Origin of the sequence: Desulfonatronovibrio hydrogenovorans DSM 9292, assembly GCF_000686525.1 — a bacterium.
GTDB lineage: Bacteria > Desulfobacterota > Desulfovibrionia > Desulfovibrionales > Desulfonatronovibrionaceae > Desulfonatronovibrio > Desulfonatronovibrio hydrogenovorans.
Genome location: NZ_JMKT01000008.1, coordinates 34234 through 52680 on the forward strand (window position 1 = coordinate 34234; position 18447 = coordinate 52680).

An 18447-nucleotide genomic window follows, 5' to 3' on the forward strand; every position below is an offset into this window, starting at 1 on the left:
CCCCAGGGCGGGATAAAGGGGAGCTACATGCTGCTTTCAGAGCTGGCCCAAAAGCTGGGTCTGGAATTCACTGGACAAGACTTCCTGGTCCAGGGGGTCAGTACCCTGGACCAGGCTGGACCGGATCAGATTTCTTTTCTGGCCAATCCAAAATATGTCCATCTTCTGGAAAAATCCCAGGCAGGGGCAGTGATCCTGGAAAAAGAACACGCCTTAAAAGTCCGGACCGCTCTCATCAGCCCCAATCCATACCTGGACTTTGCCCGGACTGTAAAAATGTTTGACCGGCCCCAGGGACTGGAACAGGACTGTTCCAGCCAGGCCTATATCCATGAATCTGCCTTTATTGATCCATCGGCCATCATCCACCCCATGGCCTTTATCGGTCCCGGGGCAGTGGTGGGCAAAAACACCAGGGTATTTCCCTTTGTCCATGTCGGAGAAAGGGCGGTCATCGGCCAGGACTGCATCATTTACCCCAACGTCAGCATCATGTCCGACACAGTCATTGGAAACCGGGTCATCATCCATTCCGGGGCAGTTATTGGCTCAGACGGTTTCGGCTTTGTCCAGAACGGTCAGGTCAGGGAAAAGATCCCTCAGGTGGGTGTGGCTGTCATCGAGGATGATGTTGAAATAGGGGCCTGCACTACCATTGACCGGGCCACCCTGGGCAAAACTGTGGTCGGCAGAGGAACCAAAATCGACAACCTGGTCCAGGTGGCTCACAATGTCTGCATTGGAGAAAACAGTGTCATTGTCTCCCAGGTGGGGATCTCCGGCAGCTCAAAACTGGGCAGAAACGTCATCCTGGGCGGACAGGTTGGCGTGGCCGGGCACCTGGAAATTGGAGACAATGTGCGCATCGCAGCCAAGTCCGGGGTAGGCAAGTCCATTCCAGCGGATACCGACTGCGGCGGCATCCCTGCCATGGACCATGGATCATTTCTGAAAAACGCCGTCCTCATGCCCAGGCTGCCCCAGATGTTCAAACGGGTCAAAAAGATAGAAAACCAACTTAAAACAATCCAAGAAAGACTTGATCAAGGAGAAGACCGGTGAAACCTCCGATCCAGGGTGAAATAGTCAGCAGGGACATTCTGGACCTGCTTCCCCACAGGTATCCTTTTCTGCTGGTGGACCGGGTTCTGGAATTCGAACCCTTCAAATACATCAAGGCTGTTAAAAACATCACCCTGAATGAACCTCATTTTCAGGGACACTTTCCCATGTATCCGGTCATGCCCGGGGTTCTGATCCTGGAGTCCATGGCCCAGACCGGCGGAATACTGGTGGTCAAAAGCGTCCAGGAAAAAATGGACGGCAAGATCTTTCTCTTTGCCGGCCTGGACAAGGTCCGTTTTCGCAGGCCGGTTTTTCCCGGGGACACCATGATCCTGGAAATTGAATATGAACGGCACAAGCTGAATCTCTGGAAGATGCAGGGCAGGGCTTCAGTGGACAACAAAGTGGTGGCCCAGGGCATACTCTCGGCAGCCATCGTAGACAGGGAAGATCAGTAGTGGCTACAGAGATTCATCCAACCGCAATTGTTGATCCCACGTCTGAACTTGGTGTAGACGTGATCATCGGCCCGTACACCATTATTGAAGCCAGCACCCAGCTTGGGGACGGAACCAGGGTGGACGCCTTTGCCCAGGTCAAAAAATTCACTTCCCTGGGCCGGAACAACCATATTTATTCATATGCCTGCATTGGGGAAGCACCCCAGGACATTAAATACCAGGGTCAGGAAACCTGGCTCAGACTGGGAGACAACAATAAGGTCCGGGAATACGCTACCCTGAACCGGGGAACACCCGACGGCAGAGGAGTGACCCGAATCGGCTCCAACTGCTTTTTAATGGCCTACACCCATGTGGCCCACGACTGCATCCTGGAAGACAATGTGATCATGGCCAACAGCGCCACCCTGGCCGGACATGTTCATCTCGGTCAAAGATCTGTGGTGGGAGGGTTGTGTGCTGTACATCAGTTCGTGCGCATCGGAGAATACGCTTTTATCGGGGGGAAAAGCGGAGTGGCCCAGGACGTGCCTCCCTACATGCTGGTGGCTGGGGAACGGGCCAAAATCTACGGTCCCAACCTCATCGGTATGCGCAGGGCCGGGTTTGACCGCCATGAAACCTCAGCCGTGAAAAAGACCTTTCATTTGATCTGGGGCTCGGGCCTGTCCAGGGACCAGGCCATTGAACAGGTTCTTCAAGATTTTGGACAGTTTAGGACAGTGCAGAAGCTGGTGGATTTTCTGAAGTCCAGCTCCAGGGGGATCGTATCCAGAGACAAGTCCAGGAAGGATGATGGAGACTAAGACCCTGGGTCTTATTGCCGGGGGAGGCCAGTTTCCTCTTCTGGTGCTAAAAGGTGCTCAGCAGCAGGGCTATACAGTTGCTGCAGTGGGTTTTGATAAAGAAACTTCCCCAGCTGTTGACCAGGCAGCTGACCAGTCAATCCGCATCAAACTGGGCCAGCTCGGAAAAATGATCAAGTTCCTGGCAGGCCAAAAGGTCACAGAGGTCGTTTTTGCCGGTCCCATCAACAAGCCCGGGGCCTTTGACATCCGGCCGGACCTCAGGGCCATTAAGCTCCTGCTGAATCTTGGCAGCCGCAACGACAACTCTCTTCTTTCAGCCGTGGCCAGGGAGCTGGAAAAAGAAAATCTAAAAATAGTTTCTGCTTTGAACTTCGTGCCGGACCTGGTCTCACCTTCGGGTGTCCTGACCCGCAGAAAACCTTCCCAGGGCGAAAATCAGGACATAATTTTTGGCTGGCCATTGATCAAAAAAATCGGGTCCATGGACATCGGCCAGTGTCTGGTGGTCAAGGAAAGGGTGGTGGTGGCAGTGGAGGCCATAGAGGGAACCGATGCAACCATTCTCAGGGGAGGGGAACTGGCCAGGGAGGGATTTACGGTAATCAAGACCTTTAAACCCGGTCAGGACAACCGCATCGACCTTCCAGCCCTGGGTCTGGGAACCATTGAAACCATGATTCGGGCCGGTGCTTCATGTCTGGCCTATGAATCCGGGAACAGCCTTTTCTTTGACCGGACAGAAGCCATCCGACTGGCTGACAGGCATAAAATCGCTGTGGTGGGGATAAGTTCTGATCAGCCAGGAGCCATGGCCGGGTCCTGATCAGGATTCCAGGTCTTTGCCAAGGCCCAGCTTTTCTCCGGCGGTCTGCAGAACAGCCCGCTTGGTCCAGAACTGACACTTTTTCAATTCTTTTTTCAGCTCTCCCAGCTCCTTTTCCAGACGAATTTCCAGGTCTGCCTGTCTTTTTTTGATCTGGTCCAGTTCTGCTTCAAGATTCAATTCTCCTGGCTGCTTGTACCCCAGCCGCTTCTGCTCCTTCCACAGCAGAACCAGGGCCTTCTTCATCCTGGCGCAGCCTTTTTGCATCTGGCCCAGCTCCTGCCTGAAGCCCCGCTCAAGTTTGATGGCTTGGGCCATTTTTTCCAGGGCCATGGCCTGACTGGAGATGATCGCACCGGGAAAAGAAGGCTCTGGTTCGCTGTATATATCCGGCACCGGGCCGGATATGAACTGTTCCTGCCTGTACACGCCTGCAGGCTGCCGGGTAAATTTCTCCTCCAGCACAGCCTGAATCTGCTCCGATGAAAGACCCTGCTCAAGTCCCTGGGCAATTTTCTCAAAGACGTCCATTGCTGCCGGCAGAAACCTTTTTCTCCGGCCCGATCCCACTGAAGGAAGATAGCTTTGAAACTTGTCCCGGTAATAACGGACATTGCTTTCAGGCAGGTTTATCCTGCGGGCGATTTCCTTGATGGTCAGCAGATCATCAGCCATAAATCCCTGGACCTCTGCTTGATGGATTGCATTGCAGGCCGGCGCACAAAAAAGATGTACCGCTGGAGTCAGGCTTTCTTGCCATACCTGCAGTTTATGATTACAGTAAGTAGCAAATCTTTACCCAAAAAGCCATGCCTGGCTTGAAGCAAAAAAACCGGCAGGGAGGCGGACGATGCAACCCATATTCAGTGCAGGGGCCATGAAAACCTTTGCCCAGTCCCACAATCTGACTGCTCACAACCTGGCCAATCTGAATACAGACGGGTTCAAAGCCAGGGAACTGCACCTGGAAACCGGACCTGACGGAAAAGGGGTCGAACCTGCAGGCGTATTTGAGGACCAGACTCCTGGGCCGGCCATCCAGAAGCAGGAATTGGTGGAGAATGATCAGGAAAGGATGGAGCAGCAGGAAATCGTGGCCGAAGCAAGCAATACAGAGCCGGCCAGGGAAATCGTCCGGATGATTGCTGATGAACAGGCTTTTCAGGCCAATGCCCAGGTGGTCAGGACCTATGACCGGCTGGCAGGGAATATTATTGACATCCTGGTCTGACCAGGATGGCCGGGAAACTTTTTTTCAGCCCTTTTCAGGCCGACCTCAAACCCTTTCTCTGAATCCGTTGGAATCAATTTCCAGCCGGCGCAATATTTTCTGCAGGGCAACCCTGCTCATTCCGGCCAGCTTGGCTGCGTGGGAAATATTCCCTGAAGTCTTGGACAAAATTTCCCGGACATAGTTCTCAGTAAACTGGTTGACTACCCTGGACTTGGCTTCAGCATAGAGTTCAGCCCCATCCAGACCAGACAGTCCATTGCTGGATGACCGGGAATGATTCTGGTTGTCCACTGCCTGCAGGGTTGCCATATCCACCTGGTCCCCGGCAGAAAAGACCACCATCCTTCGGACAAAATTCTGCAGCTCCCGGACATTGCCGGGCCATTCCCGGCGCATCAGGGAGTCCAGAACAGGGGTGGAAATTTTTCTTGGTTCCGAACCAAGCTCTTCTGCAACTTTTCTGTTGAAATGATGGACCAGAAGGGGAATGTCTTCCATGATCTCCCGCAGAGGGGGGGTGGAAACACTGACCACATTCAGCCGGTAAAACAGGTCCTCCCGGAAGCTCTTGTCTTTTATCTTTTCCTCGAGATCCTGATTAGTTGTGGAAAGAATTCTGGCATCCACCCGGAGGTTTCTGCTGCTGCCCAGCGGTCTTATCTCCTGCTCCTGCAGGGCTCTCAGGAGCTTGGTCTGAATGGTCACCGGGATATCGGCTATTTCATCCAAAAGCAGGCTTGACCCGCTGGCCTCCACGAAAAGCCCCTTGTGGTCCTTAAGGGCTCCGGTAAACGAGCCTTTTTTATGTCCGAAAAGCTCGCTTTCCAGAAGGTGTTCAGGTATGGCCGGGCAATTGACCGTAACCAGAGGTCTGTCGCTTCTGCTGCTAAGGGAATGGATGGCCCTGGCCACCAGTTCCTTTCCTGTGCCTGACTCTCCTCGGATCAGAACAGAATAATCGGTATGGGCCAGAGATTGGATGGTTTCGTACAGCCTTTTCATGGGTGGGGTCTGCCCCACAAAGTCCTCAAATACCGATTTCTCGGATATTTTCTTTCTGAGGTCCATGTTCTCCCGGATCAGGGAGCTCCTTTCCAGGCCCTTTTTGATATGTCTGACCAGATCCGGGATATCAAAGGGCTTGGTTATGAAATCGTAGGCCCCCATTTTTATGGCCTGAACAGCTGTTTCAATGCTGCCGTAGGCGGTCATCATGACTATGGTTGCATCCGGATCCACCTGCTTGACCTTTTCAAGGAGCTCGATGCCGTCCATTTCAGGCATGCGCACGTCCATCAGAATCAGGTCGAACTGATTCTGCCTGATCAGCTCCAAAGCCTTGATGGGGTTGGACGAGACCTTGATCTCGGTTTGATCCAGCTCATAGGGCAGTATTCTTTTCAGCCCGTCAAGCATGTCCTTTTCATCATCCACGATGAGCATGTTCAGTTCCTGCATAACCTTATACCTCATTAACCTTGTTTGGGGCTGCCAGATACCGGCAGCTTGATCTTGAATTCAGTCCATAGGCCCTGCTCGCTCCTAACCTGGATATCACCGCCATGGTCCTGGATGATCCCGTAGCTTACCGACAGGCCCAGTCCCGTGCTTTCTCCGGTCTTCTTGGTACTGAAAAAAGGATCAAATATCTTGTGTCTGACTTCCTGATCCATGCCCTGGCCACTGTCCCAGAAAGTCACTTCAACTGTATTACCTTCTTCAATATACTGCGATTTTATCCGGATCTCGCCGCTCTTGCCCATGGCCTGGCAGGCGTTCATGATCAGGTTCACAAAAACCTGTTTCATCTTGTTTTCATTGAAAAATACGTCAGGCATTTCCCTGTCCAGGCTGAGATCAAGACCTATCTTCTGTTTCTTGAGCTGGTGTTTGAAAATCTGGGTTACCTCTTCAATGGTCCGGTTCAGGGACTGATACTCTTTGGCGCTCTCCTGCCCCCGGGAAAAGTGGAGCAGGTCGGTGACTATCCGCTTGCAGTTGAGGGTCTGCTTTTCAATGACATGCAGGTCCTTTAGTCCCTGGGGAAAATCAGCCAGCTGCCTTTTCAGCAGTTCAGAGTAACAAAGGATGATGCCCAGGGGATTGTTTATTTCATGGGCCACTCCTGCAGCCAGCTGACCCATGGCCACCATCTTCTCGGTCTGCTGGATCCTCTGCTCCACCTTTTTCTGGTCGGTTATATCCCTGGCATACCTGATAATGCTTTCCAGCTCCCCCTGTTCGTTAAGAATGGGATAGAAATGCACCAGATAAATCTCTCCTGTTCCGCAGACAGACTCGCTGACAACAGGCCTGCCGGACTGGACAACCTCTTTCAGAGTGCAGTGGGGGCAGGGTTTCCTGAGCCCGGAATGGGCCTCGTAGCAGGGGATGTCAATAACGTCTTCAGGAGCAACCCGAAACTTCTGCAGGTAGCCTTTGTTGACCATCTTGATCCGGAAATCCTTGTCCAGCAGGACAACCAGATCAGTTATCCCGTCAAACACCGACTGCAGAAGCTCCTTGCTCTGGATGAGCTTCTGCAGGCCGTTCAGACTTTCAATGGCGATTCCGATCTGCCTGCCGATGGAAAGGAGAAGCTCTTTTTGTTCCGAAGATATCTCGGAAAAATCCACCCAGATGAAACTCATCACCCCCAGGACCTTGCCCCGGCAGTACAGGGGAACATTCAGACAATGGCCGAAGTCAGCGGAACTGAAGCCGTTCATGTCCCCACCCATGGCCTGACACATGGATGTCTGAAAATCCTTCCGGACCAGTCCGGTTGCCTGCTTCAGACAGTCTACACCAGAGGGCAGGTCCTGGGCGTTCTGCTGGTATTTGAGTTCAAGAGATCCTGACCTTTCATTGAGCAGATAGATTCCAACTCCGTTGGCCGGGATAAGAGACAGAGTCCGGCTCAGGGCCTGGGGCCAGATATCGGCCAGTCCCCGGGCCTGGGTAGTCAGCTCGGCAATGAAATTCAGGGCCTTGAGCTCCTGGTTTCGGGCCAGGACTTTCTCATTGAGAAGCTTTTTTGAATGGCTCAGGGCCTTGGTTCTTTCGGCAACCTTCACCTCCAGGTCCTGGGCATGACGCTTGAGTTCCTCCCTGGTCTGCTTGAGGTGGGTGGCCATGGTCTGGGCCGCAGTGGACAGGGTCTCCAGTTCATCAGCCGACCTGGACTGTCCAAAGATCTCAGGCAGACTCTTTTCCTCCACCTGTTCCTGGAAAAGCCCCAGCACTCCCCGCAGATTGTTGACCACTATCCAGTTGAAAAAAAAGGTCAAAAGGAGATAAAATACTGACACCCCGAAAAAGACCACCAGAAAAACAGACGTAGCTTTCTCCTGAATGGCCGAAAGGGCGCTCTGGACTGGAATGCCCACGGCAATCAATCCGGCCAGCTCACCAGGGTAATGGCCGAAGCCCCGTTCGTCCCCGTATAAAGTGATGAGCTTTTGAGGAGCATCAGCCGGTTCCCCGTGGCAGGACATGCAGGACTCGTCAAAATAGACCGGTCTGAACCGCATGTACTGGGCCTCACCCTCCATATCCACAAGACCCTGCCAGTTATGATCCTGGGCGCTGTCCCTGAAATACTTGATCATGCCCCTTTCCATCTCATCAGCCTCGGAATCAGGGTTTCTGGCATTAATGGAAACCCGGCGATAGCTGTACTCAGGCAGGTTGACCTTTAATTTGTCCATGACTGCCCGGCCCACATAAGAGGTCGACATGGCCTCAAGCATGAAAAAATCCTGGCCGAAATTTTCCATCATCCTTGGCCGGAGCTCATCCCGGACATACATCCTGCTGGCTTCAACCGCTGCCATGACCAGCTCGGTCTTGGCATAGGCCGATTCCTCCAGCAGGCTTTTCTCCCGGTAGTAGATAATAAACGCGCTGATAAAGCAGACAACGATCAGAATAATGGCCGTGCCTATCAGGAATTTGGACCTGAGACTCAGGGACAGGCCGGGAAAGTGAGGCCCCTGGCCTTCATTATACGGGCTTAGGGATTTATTTTTATTCATGATTATCTCCGGATATAATAATGGCTGGAGACTGAAAGCGTCTCTGTCAGCTGAGCTTTTCCTGTCCGGCTCTGAGCCGGACGACCAGACCGGACTCGGTGTAATAGAATGTTTGCACCAGTGCAAACAAAAGTTTGCGCTCAAAATGATTTTTTTACCCTGGGATCTGACAATATAACATACCATCCTGATTTATATAGAAATATTTTTAAGCCAGCCGCCCTGAAAAAATGGTTCGTTTTTTGCTATTTTTTTCACGTTCATTAATCTCAATCAGCTTGTTCCGGCAAAAGACCTAAACAATCAAATGAGTTATTCATGTCCTGTTGGGTCGTCTCCCGGAACAACCTGATCCAATTTTTAACCGAAAATCATGTAAAAGGAGTAGTCATGGCTGAAAACACGCAGAAACAACCTGAATACGTAGTAGACCGGGCTGGATGGGAATGGTCCGAACTCTACAAAAAAGAAGATTGGTGGGCCATCTGGCTGGGCTTCATCATCCTCATTGTGGGTATGCTCATCTTCCTGCCCAGGCCCCCGGCGGAAATGGATCAGAAGATATCCCAGGCCCAGGCCATTATGCAGGCTGAAGAGGCCAGAACCGGCACTGCCTTTGAAACCATTGAGTGGCACAAGGCCAACGATACCATGTCCGGGTTGCGGGCCAGGAGCGAACCCCATGGCCGGACCATTGCCAAATGGCTGGGAACTCCGGGCAGGTGGGCCTCCAATCCCATGGAAGCCCTGATTCTGACCGAAACCAGAGCAGCTGAGATCCGGGCCAATGCCCAGCCCAGGCATGCCGAGGCCCAGGAAAAGACAGCCACTGCCCTGGCCAGGGCAGAAGCAGCCCAGGCCGCTGCAGCTGAGGCCAACTTCCAGAACAGTGATCTGAACAAACAGGCAGAAACAGCCATAGCAGAATGGCGTTCCGCCAGGAGCGCTGAAAGCAGCGCCCGCTCCAGAGCCAATACCCAAGCCTACAACAAGATTCCTCACCTCATTGGGATCATGATCATCTTCATGCTGTTCTTTGCCTTTGGAACCAGGTTCATGAACATCAACACCTCCAACTTTATCAAAGGGTTTGCCTTTGTCTTCCTGCTGGCCATTGTGGCTGAAGTCATCGGAGGCAATTCCACCCTCAGGAGCTGGGGATTCGGACCATTGATCTGGGCCATCCTGGGCGGCATGCTCATTGCCAATACAGTGGGTACGCCGAAGTTTATCCAGGACGCAGCCCAGACCGAATACTTCATCAAAACAGGTCTGGTCCTGCTGGGTGCTGAAATTCTGTTCGGCAAGATCCTGGCCATTGGTGTGCCTGGTATCTTTGTAGCCTGGGTGGTCACTCCAACAGTTTTGATCCTGACCTACATCTTCGGACAAAAGGTTATCAAAATTCCTTCCAAGACCCTGAATATTACTGTGTCGGCTGATATGTGCGTCTGCGGTGTATCTGCAGCCATTGCTACTGCAGCTGCCTGCCGGGCCACCAAGGAAGAGCTGACCATTGCCATTGGTATGTCCATGCTCTTTACAGCCGTTATGATGATCGCCCTGCCCACCTTTATTGTTGCCGTTGGTATGCACCCGGTACTGGGTGGAGCCTGGATCGGCGGCACCATTGACTCTACAGGCGCGGTTGTGGCAGCTGGAGCATTTCTGGGTGAAACCGGAATGTTTGTTGCGGCCACCATCAAGATGATCCAGAACGTCATGATCGGAGTCATTGCCTTTGGTGTAGCTGTTTACTGGTGCACCAAGGTGGACTGCGTACCCGGCCAGCAGGTCAGCAAAATGGAAATCTGGTACCGCTTTCCCAAGTTCGTGCTTGGGTTCCTGGCAGCCTCCATTCTGTTCTCCATCATGCTGGAAGCCATGGGTCCCCGCGGCGACGTAATGCTTGATCAGGGCGTACTGCGCGGGTTCAGCCGTCCCTTGAGGGAATGGTTCTTTATCCTGGCCTTTGCCTCCATCGGTCTGACCTCTAACTTCAGAGAGATGGCCAAGCACTTCAGAGGCGGCAAGCCGGTCATCCTCTATGTCTGCGGTCAGAGCCTGAACCTCATCCTGACCCTGACCATGGCCTACATCATGTTCTTCCTCGTATTCCCCGGAATCACCGAGACCCTGTAGGCAATAACTCCAAACCAAACCGGGCAGCCCTTGACACCAGGGGCTGCCCGGTTAAAATTTAAGATAAGAAAAATAAACCTGACAGCCTCACTCCGAAAAACCCCAGGTGGATGAAAACCATACTTTTTCATTTTTTCATCCATCCGGAGTTCTTCGTGAATAAAGCTAGGAACTAAACTTAACTTCAAGGAAAAAAGAATGACTCAAGCAAAGAAGAAACGCCTGTCCGGCTTTGGTAAACTCCTGGTGGGCATGGCCATGATCTGGATGGTCATGTTCGTGGTCCTGCCCTGGGCCAAAACCCTGCCGGTCATCAAACCCATCATGGATATAATCACTGAGGCCGACCTTGACGCCAACCAGTACTTCTACACTCAGTCCGAAGAAACTTACCAGGCTGGCTCACGCATCCAGTTCCGCCTGGAGCAGGCCAGAAAATAATATTTTCCTGCCACACACCCCAACACGCAAAAGCCCCGGCTTGATGATTAGATCAGCCGGGGCTTTTGCGTGTTGGAACGTTTAGAACCGATCCAAAACCTGTGAGAACCGTTTAAAAATACTTTCTGAAATCCTGTTCCCTGAACCTGTCCACGATCCCCTCCATCTTCCTGGTAATTTCTTTGGCCCGGTCAGTTGTCTGGAAATGCTTCAGCACATAGCGGTTGACCTCATTTTCAGCCTCGGCCAGCCTGTTCAGAAAGAGCCGGTAATCTCCGCCCCGGCTGTATCCGCTTTTGAGCAGGGATTCGTAGGTTTTGCCCCGGCCCCCCAGCAGCTTGGCATAGTGTTCAAAAAGAACTTCTATTTCCTTGAGCTGCTTCTGGCAGACCCGGACTTCCTTGTCATTGGCTGAATCTACCTGGGGAAAGCAAACCTCCAGGGAAAGCTCTTTTTTCTCCCCGGTCTTCTGCTGTTCAAGGGCCAGGGCCAGAGCTCTGGTCTTGGTGTTCAGATAGTTATTGGCAAAATCATGGATGCTGTTTTTATATTTCTGAATATTGAACATGTGATAAACAAACAGGATGGGCAGCAGAATCATCCAGACTGATGCTGCTGGCTTGTTGATCATTTCCTTGGCCAGGGAATAGGCAAATATCTTTTCCTGATTAAGAATCAGATCGTGTTTTTCATCAAGGGTTAAAGACAACTTAAACTCTCCTTATGATTTATTTTTTGCTTGAGGACCACCCAGGTCGTCAATGAACCGCTTGGTGCAGTTCAGGCAGGGTTCAACAAGGCTGCCCTGCTCAAACCTTTGGCGAAATTCCTGGTATTCCTGGCCGGTCCATATCCGGCCCAGATCCTTTTGTCCGATACTCCCGAATTCAAGGGTGGCCAGAGGATGTCTGTTTCCGTTCAGAAATTTGAAGTGGCCATGGGGGGCCAGACCGGCAAAGTCGGTGTATACGCAAGGTCTGATGGTCCCGTCAACACTCATATAGCAGGCCTTATGAATGTTTTCCGAACAGGCGGATCCATCCAGGTAGGGGTTGAATAGGTGAAAAAAGATCCTCTCAGGTTCATCAGCTGCTCGTTTCATATCCCTGAGTTCACTTTTCAAGACTGCAAACTCTGGTTTGCTCCCGGCCAGATACATTTCCTTTTCCATCTCAGGACTCAAAGCCAGGGTAAGGCTGCTGACTACAATCTCATCCAGTCCAAGTGAATTGAAAAAACCGGGCATGGCTTCAAGCTCACCCAGTCCGGACCTGAGGAGCATGTAAGCCAGGTGGATCTGGGGGCCTGAACCGCCCCTGGAAATCCTGACCTTGTGCAGATTTTCAATGGCTGTGATCACTTTTTTCAGGCTGGTTCCCGGCCTGATCCGGTTGTTGGCTTCTTCTTGAGAACCGGCCACAGAAAGACAGATCACATCCAGTCCATGGTCAGTCAGTTTTTTTATGGTGTCCAGATCCAGCAAAGTGGCATTACTGGTCAAGCCGACCCTGGCCCCCTTTTTTTTGACCAGATCGAGCATCTGAAAAAAATCAGGGTGCAGCAGGGGCTCGCCCCAACCCTGCAGATAAACCAGGCCTATGCTGGAGAAACTAGTAGAAAGGCCTTGAAACACTTTCAGGGGCATATCCTGGCCTTTCCAGCTCTTTTTCAGCCCGTGGTGCGGACAGTAAACGCAGCTGGCATTGCACCTGGAGGTCACACCCACCTGAATCCAGTCCAGATGGGGACAGGCCCTGCCCAGAAGTTTATTCAGCAGTTTCATGGTATGATTTATATGCAAATAATATGCTTTAGGGTCTGCAGTTCAGGCCTGGCTTTCAAGTGTTCAATAAAAATCTGCAAAAAGATGGGGCTGGTCCACTTTACATTATGGAAAATATTTTGATAAGTTATTAATGGAGTTCATAAGCAGATATATATTAAAAAAAACATAATCAAATCAGGAGGGACATCCATGGCCAGACTTCTTCGCATCAACACCCGAACCAAAAAGGTTACCGAGGATACCCTGGCCGGTGACTATGCCGGTCTGGGAGGCAGAGGACTCACTTCCCGCATCGTCCGCAAGGAGGTTCCACCGACCTGTCATCCTTTGAGTGCAGCCAACAAGCTCATTGTTGCGCCCGGACTGCTCACCGGAACCACTGCAGCCAATACCGGCCGCCTTTCGGTTGGAGGCAAGTCGCCCCTGACAGGAACCATCAAGGAATCCAATGCCGGAGGCACGTTTTCCCAGAAACTGGCCAGACTGGATATAATGGGACTGGTCCTTGAAGACAAGCCTGACCCTGATGCGGCCTTTCAGGTCATATTCATCAGCAAAAACGGGGTCCAGCTCACTGAAGTTCCCGAAATTTCCGGCCTGGGAACCTATGACGCCTCAACAAAACTTTTTGAAAAGTTCGGCAGCAAGGTCGGCATCATGGTTATTGGACCGGCAGGGGAAAACAGCCGGCTGGCTTCTTCAATCCAGTTCACCGACCCCAAAGGCAATCCCAGCCGGGCTGCAGGCCGGGGAGGCCTGGGCGCCCTCATGGGATCCAAAAAAATCAAGGCCATTGTCATCGATTCCCAGGATGCCAAGGCACCTGAGGTGGCAGACAAGGAAGCCTTTAAGGCTGCGGCCAAAAGATGGGCCGAGATCCTGGTCAGCCATCCCGTGACCGGCCAGGGACTGCCATCATACGGGACTTCGATCCTTATTAACATCATTAACGAAGCCGGCACCCTGCCCACCAAGAACTTCCGGGATGGACGCTTTGACAAGGCTGCGGACATCAGCGGAGAAAAAATGGTTGAACTCATAAACCAGAGAAAGGGAGTGGCCAAAGAGGGATGCCATGCCGGATGCGTTATCCAGTGCTCCCAGAAGTATTGCGATGAAAATGGCCAATACCTGACTTCAGGCTTCGAATATGAAACTGTCTGGGCCTTTGGCTCCAACCTGCTCATCAGCAACATGGACCATATCGCCCACCTGGACCGGTTATGCGACGATCTCGGACTGGACACCATTGAAACCGGGACCACCGTGGCCATGGCCATGGAGGCCGGGGTGATCCCCTGGGGTGACGGTCTGGCCGCCATTGACCTGTTGAAAAGAATTTACGATCCCAAGGACTATCTGGGAGCCATTATCGGCAATGGCACGGCCTTTACAGCCGAAGCCTTTGGAGTGGACCGGGTTCCGGTGGTCAAGAAACAGTCCCTGCCGGCCTATGACCCCAGGGCTGCCAAAGGGGTCGGGGTAACCTACGCCACCACACCCATGGGGGCTGATCATACAGCTGGATATGCCATCTGCCAGAATATCCTCAAGGTCGGAGGTGATATTGATCCCCTGGGCAAGCAGGGCAATGTTGAAGTCTCAAAAAACCTGCAGATCGCAACCGCTGCTGTGGATGCCACCGGATTCTGCCTGTTTGTGGCCTTTGCCGTGCTGGATACCGACGATGCCCTGGATACCATTGCCAAGCTGATCAGCTCCAGGTTCGGTATCAGTTTTACAGCCGATGACATCGGCAAAACCGGCATTGAGATCCTTAAGGACGAATACTCCTTCAACCGGGATGCAGGCTTTACCAAGGCCCATGACCAGCTCCCCGACTTCTTTATCCAGGAAGAACTGCCGCCCCACAAGGTCAAGTGGGATTTCACGGTTGACGAACTGCAAAAGGCTAAAGTAGAAATCTGATCTGGACTGGTCCTTTCCCTGCCAAGTCAGGGAAAGGACCATGAACAATCCCAGCACATCGGCGGCCCTTTGTATGAAGATCCAAGTCACCTGCTTTGCCACCCTGGCCAGGTATTCCCCTCAAGGGGGTGTTTTGGAGGTAAATCCCGGAGCCACCCCTCAAGACGTCCTGGATTTGCTTGCAATCCCTGGAAATGAAGTCAAGATCGTTTTTGTCAATGGACAAAACTCCGGCAGAGATGTCCTGCTCCAGGAGAATGACCGGGTAGGTATCTTTCCGGCCATTGGAGGCGGCTGATCCATTGCCTGACCACAACTTCATCCGCAGATTAAAAGAAAAATCCCTGTCCTCTCCGGAGTATCCCTTCAGATTTATTTCCGGATCAGACCTGGCCCGCCTGGCTTCAGACCACCACCTTTCCCTGTGCAGTGCCCAGTCAATCTGCCTGAACAATCGGATAAACCTGAAAAGATACCTCAGAAATCACAGTGTCCTGAGCCTGGAAGAGCAGTCGCTGCTAGCCGGTTCCAGAGTCCTGATGGTCGGCCTGGGCGGGCTGGGGGGATATGTTCTGGAAATCCTGGCCAGGACCGGGATCGGCAGTTTCATCCTGGCCGATGGAGATCTTTTTGAGGAAAGCAACCTCAACCGGCAGATCCTGGGCACAACCAGGAGTCTGGGCCATTCCAAGGCTGAGGCTGCCCATGAAAGGCTGGGCCACATAAACCCATTTTGCGAATCCAGAATCATTCCCGACTTTGTGTCTGAAGATACTCTGCCTGGACTTTTAAGCCAGGTCGACCTGGTGTTGGACGCCTTAGGCGGCATAAGTTTCAGACCAGTCCTTCTAAGGCAGGCCAGTCTTGCCCGGATACCCCTGGTCACCGGCTTTGTGGCCGGAACCACTGGACTTACCTCCACCGTCCTGCCCCAAGGAAAGTCCCCAGAAGCTTTCTGGCAGGGTCGGGACGACCAGGGGGCAGAAATAACCCTGGGCAACATGGCCACCATTGTCAGCCTGACAGCCTCGATCCAGGCCCAGGAGGCCATCAGAATCCTGACTGGGAAAAAACCCTGTTTATCAGATAAAGTTCTCCTGGCCGATCTTGAGACCTTGACCTTTGATTTGCTTGAATTGTAAGAAAAGCCTCATCATCAGGAGAAAAACAGAGAATCTTAAACTTACGTTTCCGCCTGAGCCTGTAAACCCTTTAACTTTAATCCAGCGATATGACCTTAAAAGACAAACAGATAATTGTTCTGGCATCCAGAAACAAAGGTAAAATCCAGGAAATCAGTCAGATCCTTAAATCCGTTCTTCCGGACATCCAGGTCAAGGGACTTGATGAATTTCCCGGAATCGGAGACATCCCTGAAACCGGGACCACCTTTGAGGAAAATGCCCTGATCAAGGCCAGAACTGTGGCCCGGCTGACCGGACTCCCTGCCATTGCAGATGATTCAGGGATTGCTGTCCCGGCCCTGGGTGGTGATCCAGGAGTTTACTCAGCCAGATATGCCGGAGAACAGGCTACCGACCAGGAGAACAATCACAAGCTTCTGGAAAAAATGAAGAACACCTCAGGAAAAAACCGTAGAGCCGCTTTTGTCTGTTCCATGGTTGCAGTAACTCCTGATGACCACATCCTCTCGGTCCGGGGGGAGTGGCCCGGGCTGATTGCTGAGTCACCCAGGGGCACAATGGGATTCGGCTATGATCCAATTTTTTTTGACCCGGAACTGGGTCTGCATGCTGCTGAGATGACCCCGGAACAGAAAAACAGCCGCAGCCACAGAGGAAAGGCCCTTAAGCACCTGGCTGCAGACTGGCCCGGGTTTGCCCAGAAAATCCAAAAGACTGAAAAATAAAACTAAAACCAGGAGTTCAATATGTGCGGAATTATCGCCTATTCCGGCCACAGGCCTGCTGTACCCGTGATCATCCAGGGTCTGAAAAGTCTTGAATACCGTGGATACGATTCTTCCGGACTGGCCTTTGTCCACCTGAACCGGATCCACCTCTTCCGGGCCTCAGGCAAGCTTGAAGCCCTGGAGGCCAGGCTTGACTCCGGTCATGTCATCCATGCCACCTCGGGCATCGGCCATACCCGCTGGGCCACCCACGGCCTGCCCAATGAGCAAAATGCCCATCCCCACCTGGACGTTAACTCAGACCTGGCCCTGGTCCATAATGGAATAATTGAAAACTTCCAGGAACTCAAAGACATGCTCTCAGGCCAGGGCTGCACATTCCGCTCTGAAACCGACACCGAAGTCCTGGTCTGTCTGATTTCTTTTGGCCTGTCCCAGAAAGGAGATCTGCGCCAGGCTGTCTCGTGGGCACTAAGTCAAGTTGAGGGTTCTTACGCCTTTGCCATGATTTCCCGGCACCACCCCGGAACTGTCTGGGCCGCCCGCCAGGCCAGTCCGCTGATCTTCGGCCTGGGAACCGGGGAAAACTTCATAGCTTCAGATATTCCGGCGTTCCTGCCTTTTACCAGGGATGTGGTCTTCCTGGAAGACAATGAACTGGTGGAAATGACTCCGGAAAAATGGACGGTGTTCAATGCCCGCACCCTGGAACCGATTGAGAAAAAGACCCAGACCATTTCCTGGGATGTTCAGGCTGCCAGGAAAGGTGGATACAAACACTTTATGCTCAAGGAAATCTTTGAGCAGCCCAAGGTTATCCGGGACTGCCTGGCCGGAAGAATCCAGCGCCATAAAAACAGCATTTCCCTGCCGGAAATAAAGGATCTCCCAATACCATCCAGGCTGCACATTATTGCCTGCGGCACCTCATACCATGCCGGGCTATGGGGAAAGTACCTGCTGGAAGCTCTGGCCGGGATACCTGTTGATGTGGAAATTGCTTCTGAGTTCAGATATAAACCCCTGGTCCCGGAAAAGGACAAGGTATACCTGACCATAAGCCAGTCCGGAGAAACCGCTGACACTCTGGCTGCTTTGCGCCTGGTCAGGGAGCATGGATTTCCGGTTCTGGGGCTGTGCAATGTGGTGGGCTCCAGTCTGGCCAGGGAGGCTGACCATGTCATCTATACCCAGGCTGGACCGGAGATAAGCGTAGCCTCAACCAAGGCCATGTGCAGCCAGCTGGTGCTGATCTTTCTCCTGGCCCTTTACTGGGCTGAAAAGAAAAGGCTTTTGACCGGAAAAGATCTTGAAAACGCCATTACCACCCTGCTTTCTCTGCCTGAAGCTCTGGAACTGGAGCTCCCGGATATGAGGGACAGAGCTGCATCCATCTGCAAAGAATACTCAAATGCCCAGAGCTTCTTTTTTTTAGGCCGGGGGCTTTTCTATCCCCTTGCCCTGGAAGGGGCTTTAAAGTTAAAGGAGATCTCATACATCCACGCTGAAGGCTACGCTGCAGGCGAGCTCAAGCATGGTCCCATAGCCCTTATTGATCCGGAATTCCCCACTTTTGCCATTGCCCCCTGTGACGGACTTCTGGGTAAGGTCAAGTCCAACCTCAAGGAAATCCAGGCCAGGAAAGGCAGGATCATTGCCTTGACCCAGCCGGGATCAGGATTAATGGTAGATAATGAGTGGAAAATACCCGGCCAGGAAGGACCTGCCAGCACCTTTTTTATTTTACCGGCCCTGCAGCTGTTTGCCTATGAAACAGCCGTATATCTGGGCAAGGATGTTGATCAGCCCAGAAATCTGGCCAAGAGTGTAACTGTAGAGTAAAAATT

General features: G+C 52.4%; 17 protein-coding genes. 12 read left to right on the plus strand and 5 right to left on the minus strand.

Annotated elements, in window-relative coordinates; all coding sequences use genetic code 11:
- Nucleotides 1-27: 27 nt before the first annotated feature.
- From lpxD to P771_RS0101335, 4 genes are read left to right on the plus strand one after another with little or no spacing between them, the layout of a single operon-like run.
- Nucleotides 28-1062, plus strand: coding sequence for a UDP-3-O-(3-hydroxymyristoyl)glucosamine N-acyltransferase (gene lpxD, locus P771_RS0101320; RefSeq protein WP_028573710.1), 1035 nt, complete (start codon nucleotides 28-30; stop codon nucleotides 1060-1062).
- Nucleotides 1059-1523, plus strand: a complete 465-nt coding sequence (gene fabZ, locus P771_RS0101325; RefSeq protein ID WP_035243767.1) for a 3-hydroxyacyl-ACP dehydratase FabZ — start codon at nucleotides 1059-1061, stop codon at nucleotides 1521-1523. The genes lpxD and fabZ overlap by 4 nt, the downstream gene beginning before the upstream one ends.
- Nucleotides 1523-2332, plus strand: coding sequence for an acyl-ACP--UDP-N-acetylglucosamine O-acyltransferase (gene lpxA, locus P771_RS0101330; RefSeq protein ID WP_028573712.1), 810 nt, complete (start codon nucleotides 1523-1525; stop codon nucleotides 2330-2332). Before fabZ ends, lpxA begins: the two co-directional genes overlap by 1 nt.
- On the plus strand, nucleotides 2319-3158 hold the full coding sequence (locus P771_RS0101335) for an LpxI family protein (protein WP_028573713.1): 840 nt from the start codon (nucleotides 2319-2321) through the stop codon (nucleotides 3156-3158). Before lpxA ends, P771_RS0101335 begins: the two co-directional genes overlap by 14 nt.
- Here P771_RS0101335 and P771_RS18070 read toward each other — a convergent pair whose 3' ends face one another.
- Entirely contained in the window at nucleotides 3159-3833 is a 675-nt protein-coding gene (locus tag P771_RS18070) for a MerR family transcriptional regulator (protein ID WP_028573714.1), read from the minus strand. It abuts the gene before it with no gap.
- 175 nt (nucleotides 3834-4008) lie between these two features.
- Here P771_RS18070 and P771_RS0101345 point away from each other — a divergent pair, with 175 nt between their 5' ends.
- The gene (locus tag P771_RS0101345) at nucleotides 4009-4389 is read left to right on the plus strand and encodes a flagellar basal body rod C-terminal domain-containing protein (RefSeq protein ID WP_051617030.1); all 381 of its coding nucleotides are present in this window, start codon (nucleotides 4009-4011) and stop codon (nucleotides 4387-4389) included.
- 45 nt (nucleotides 4390-4434) lie between these two features.
- Here the strand turns inward: P771_RS0101345 and P771_RS0101350 are convergent, their stop codons facing one another.
- Together P771_RS0101350 and P771_RS18075 are read right to left on the minus strand one after the other, a co-directional pair.
- Nucleotides 4435-5850 (minus strand): sigma-54-dependent transcriptional regulator, encoded by a 1416-nt coding sequence (locus P771_RS0101350; protein WP_028573716.1) that lies wholly within the window; start codon nucleotides 5848-5850, stop codon nucleotides 4435-4437.
- A gap of 14 nt (nucleotides 5851-5864) precedes the next feature.
- Nucleotides 5865-8429: a c-type heme family protein gene (locus tag P771_RS18075; protein ID WP_051617031.1), complete on the minus strand. Its 2565-nt coding sequence runs from the start codon at nucleotides 8427-8429 to the stop codon at nucleotides 5865-5867.
- Between the two features lie 390 nt (nucleotides 8430-8819).
- Here P771_RS18075 and P771_RS0101365 point away from each other — a divergent pair, with 390 nt between their 5' ends.
- Both P771_RS0101365 and P771_RS0101370 read left to right on the plus strand, forming a co-directional pair.
- Entirely contained in the window at nucleotides 8820-10571 is a 1752-nt protein-coding gene (locus tag P771_RS0101365; RefSeq protein WP_028573718.1) for a YeiH family protein, read from the plus strand.
- Between the two features lie 198 nt (nucleotides 10572-10769).
- Nucleotides 10770-11012 (plus strand): hypothetical protein, encoded by a 243-nt coding sequence (locus P771_RS0101370; RefSeq protein WP_028573719.1) that lies wholly within the window; start codon nucleotides 10770-10772, stop codon nucleotides 11010-11012.
- A 112-nt stretch (nucleotides 11013-11124) separates the two neighbouring features.
- Here the strand turns inward: P771_RS0101370 and P771_RS0101375 are convergent, their stop codons facing one another.
- Together P771_RS0101375 and P771_RS0101380 are read right to left on the minus strand one after the other, a co-directional pair.
- Nucleotides 11125-11721 (minus strand): NF038143 family protein, encoded by a 597-nt coding sequence (locus P771_RS0101375; RefSeq protein WP_028573720.1) that lies wholly within the window; start codon nucleotides 11719-11721, stop codon nucleotides 11125-11127.
- A 12-nt stretch (nucleotides 11722-11733) separates the two neighbouring features.
- Nucleotides 11734-12795, minus strand: a complete 1062-nt coding sequence (locus P771_RS0101380) for a radical SAM protein (protein WP_028573721.1) — start codon at nucleotides 12793-12795, stop codon at nucleotides 11734-11736.
- 192 nt (nucleotides 12796-12987) lie between these two features.
- Between P771_RS0101380 and P771_RS0101390 the strand changes: the two genes are divergently transcribed.
- The 5 genes from P771_RS0101390 to glmS all read left to right on the plus strand — a co-directional run bounded on the left by P771_RS0101390 (nucleotide 12988) and on the right by glmS (nucleotide 18442).
- The gene (locus tag P771_RS0101390) at nucleotides 12988-14727 is read left to right on the plus strand and encodes an aldehyde ferredoxin oxidoreductase family protein (protein WP_028573722.1); all 1740 of its coding nucleotides are present in this window, start codon (nucleotides 12988-12990) and stop codon (nucleotides 14725-14727) included.
- Nucleotides 14728-14800: 73 nt separating this feature from the next.
- Entirely contained in the window at nucleotides 14801-15025 is a 225-nt protein-coding gene (locus P771_RS0101395; RefSeq protein WP_028573723.1) for a MoaD/ThiS family protein, read from the plus strand.
- 4 nt (nucleotides 15026-15029) lie between these two features.
- Nucleotides 15030-15869, plus strand: a complete 840-nt coding sequence (locus tag P771_RS0101400; protein WP_161635930.1) for a HesA/MoeB/ThiF family protein — start codon at nucleotides 15030-15032, stop codon at nucleotides 15867-15869.
- An 89-nt stretch (nucleotides 15870-15958) separates the two neighbouring features.
- Nucleotides 15959-16597, plus strand: a complete 639-nt coding sequence (locus P771_RS0101405; protein ID WP_028573725.1) for an XTP/dITP diphosphatase — start codon at nucleotides 15959-15961, stop codon at nucleotides 16595-16597.
- Between the two features lie 21 nt (nucleotides 16598-16618).
- Nucleotides 16619-18442 (plus strand): glutamine--fructose-6-phosphate transaminase (isomerizing), encoded by a 1824-nt coding sequence (glmS, locus tag P771_RS0101410; RefSeq protein WP_028573726.1) that lies wholly within the window; start codon nucleotides 16619-16621, stop codon nucleotides 18440-18442.
- The last annotated feature ends 5 nt before the right edge of the window (nucleotides 18443-18447 follow it).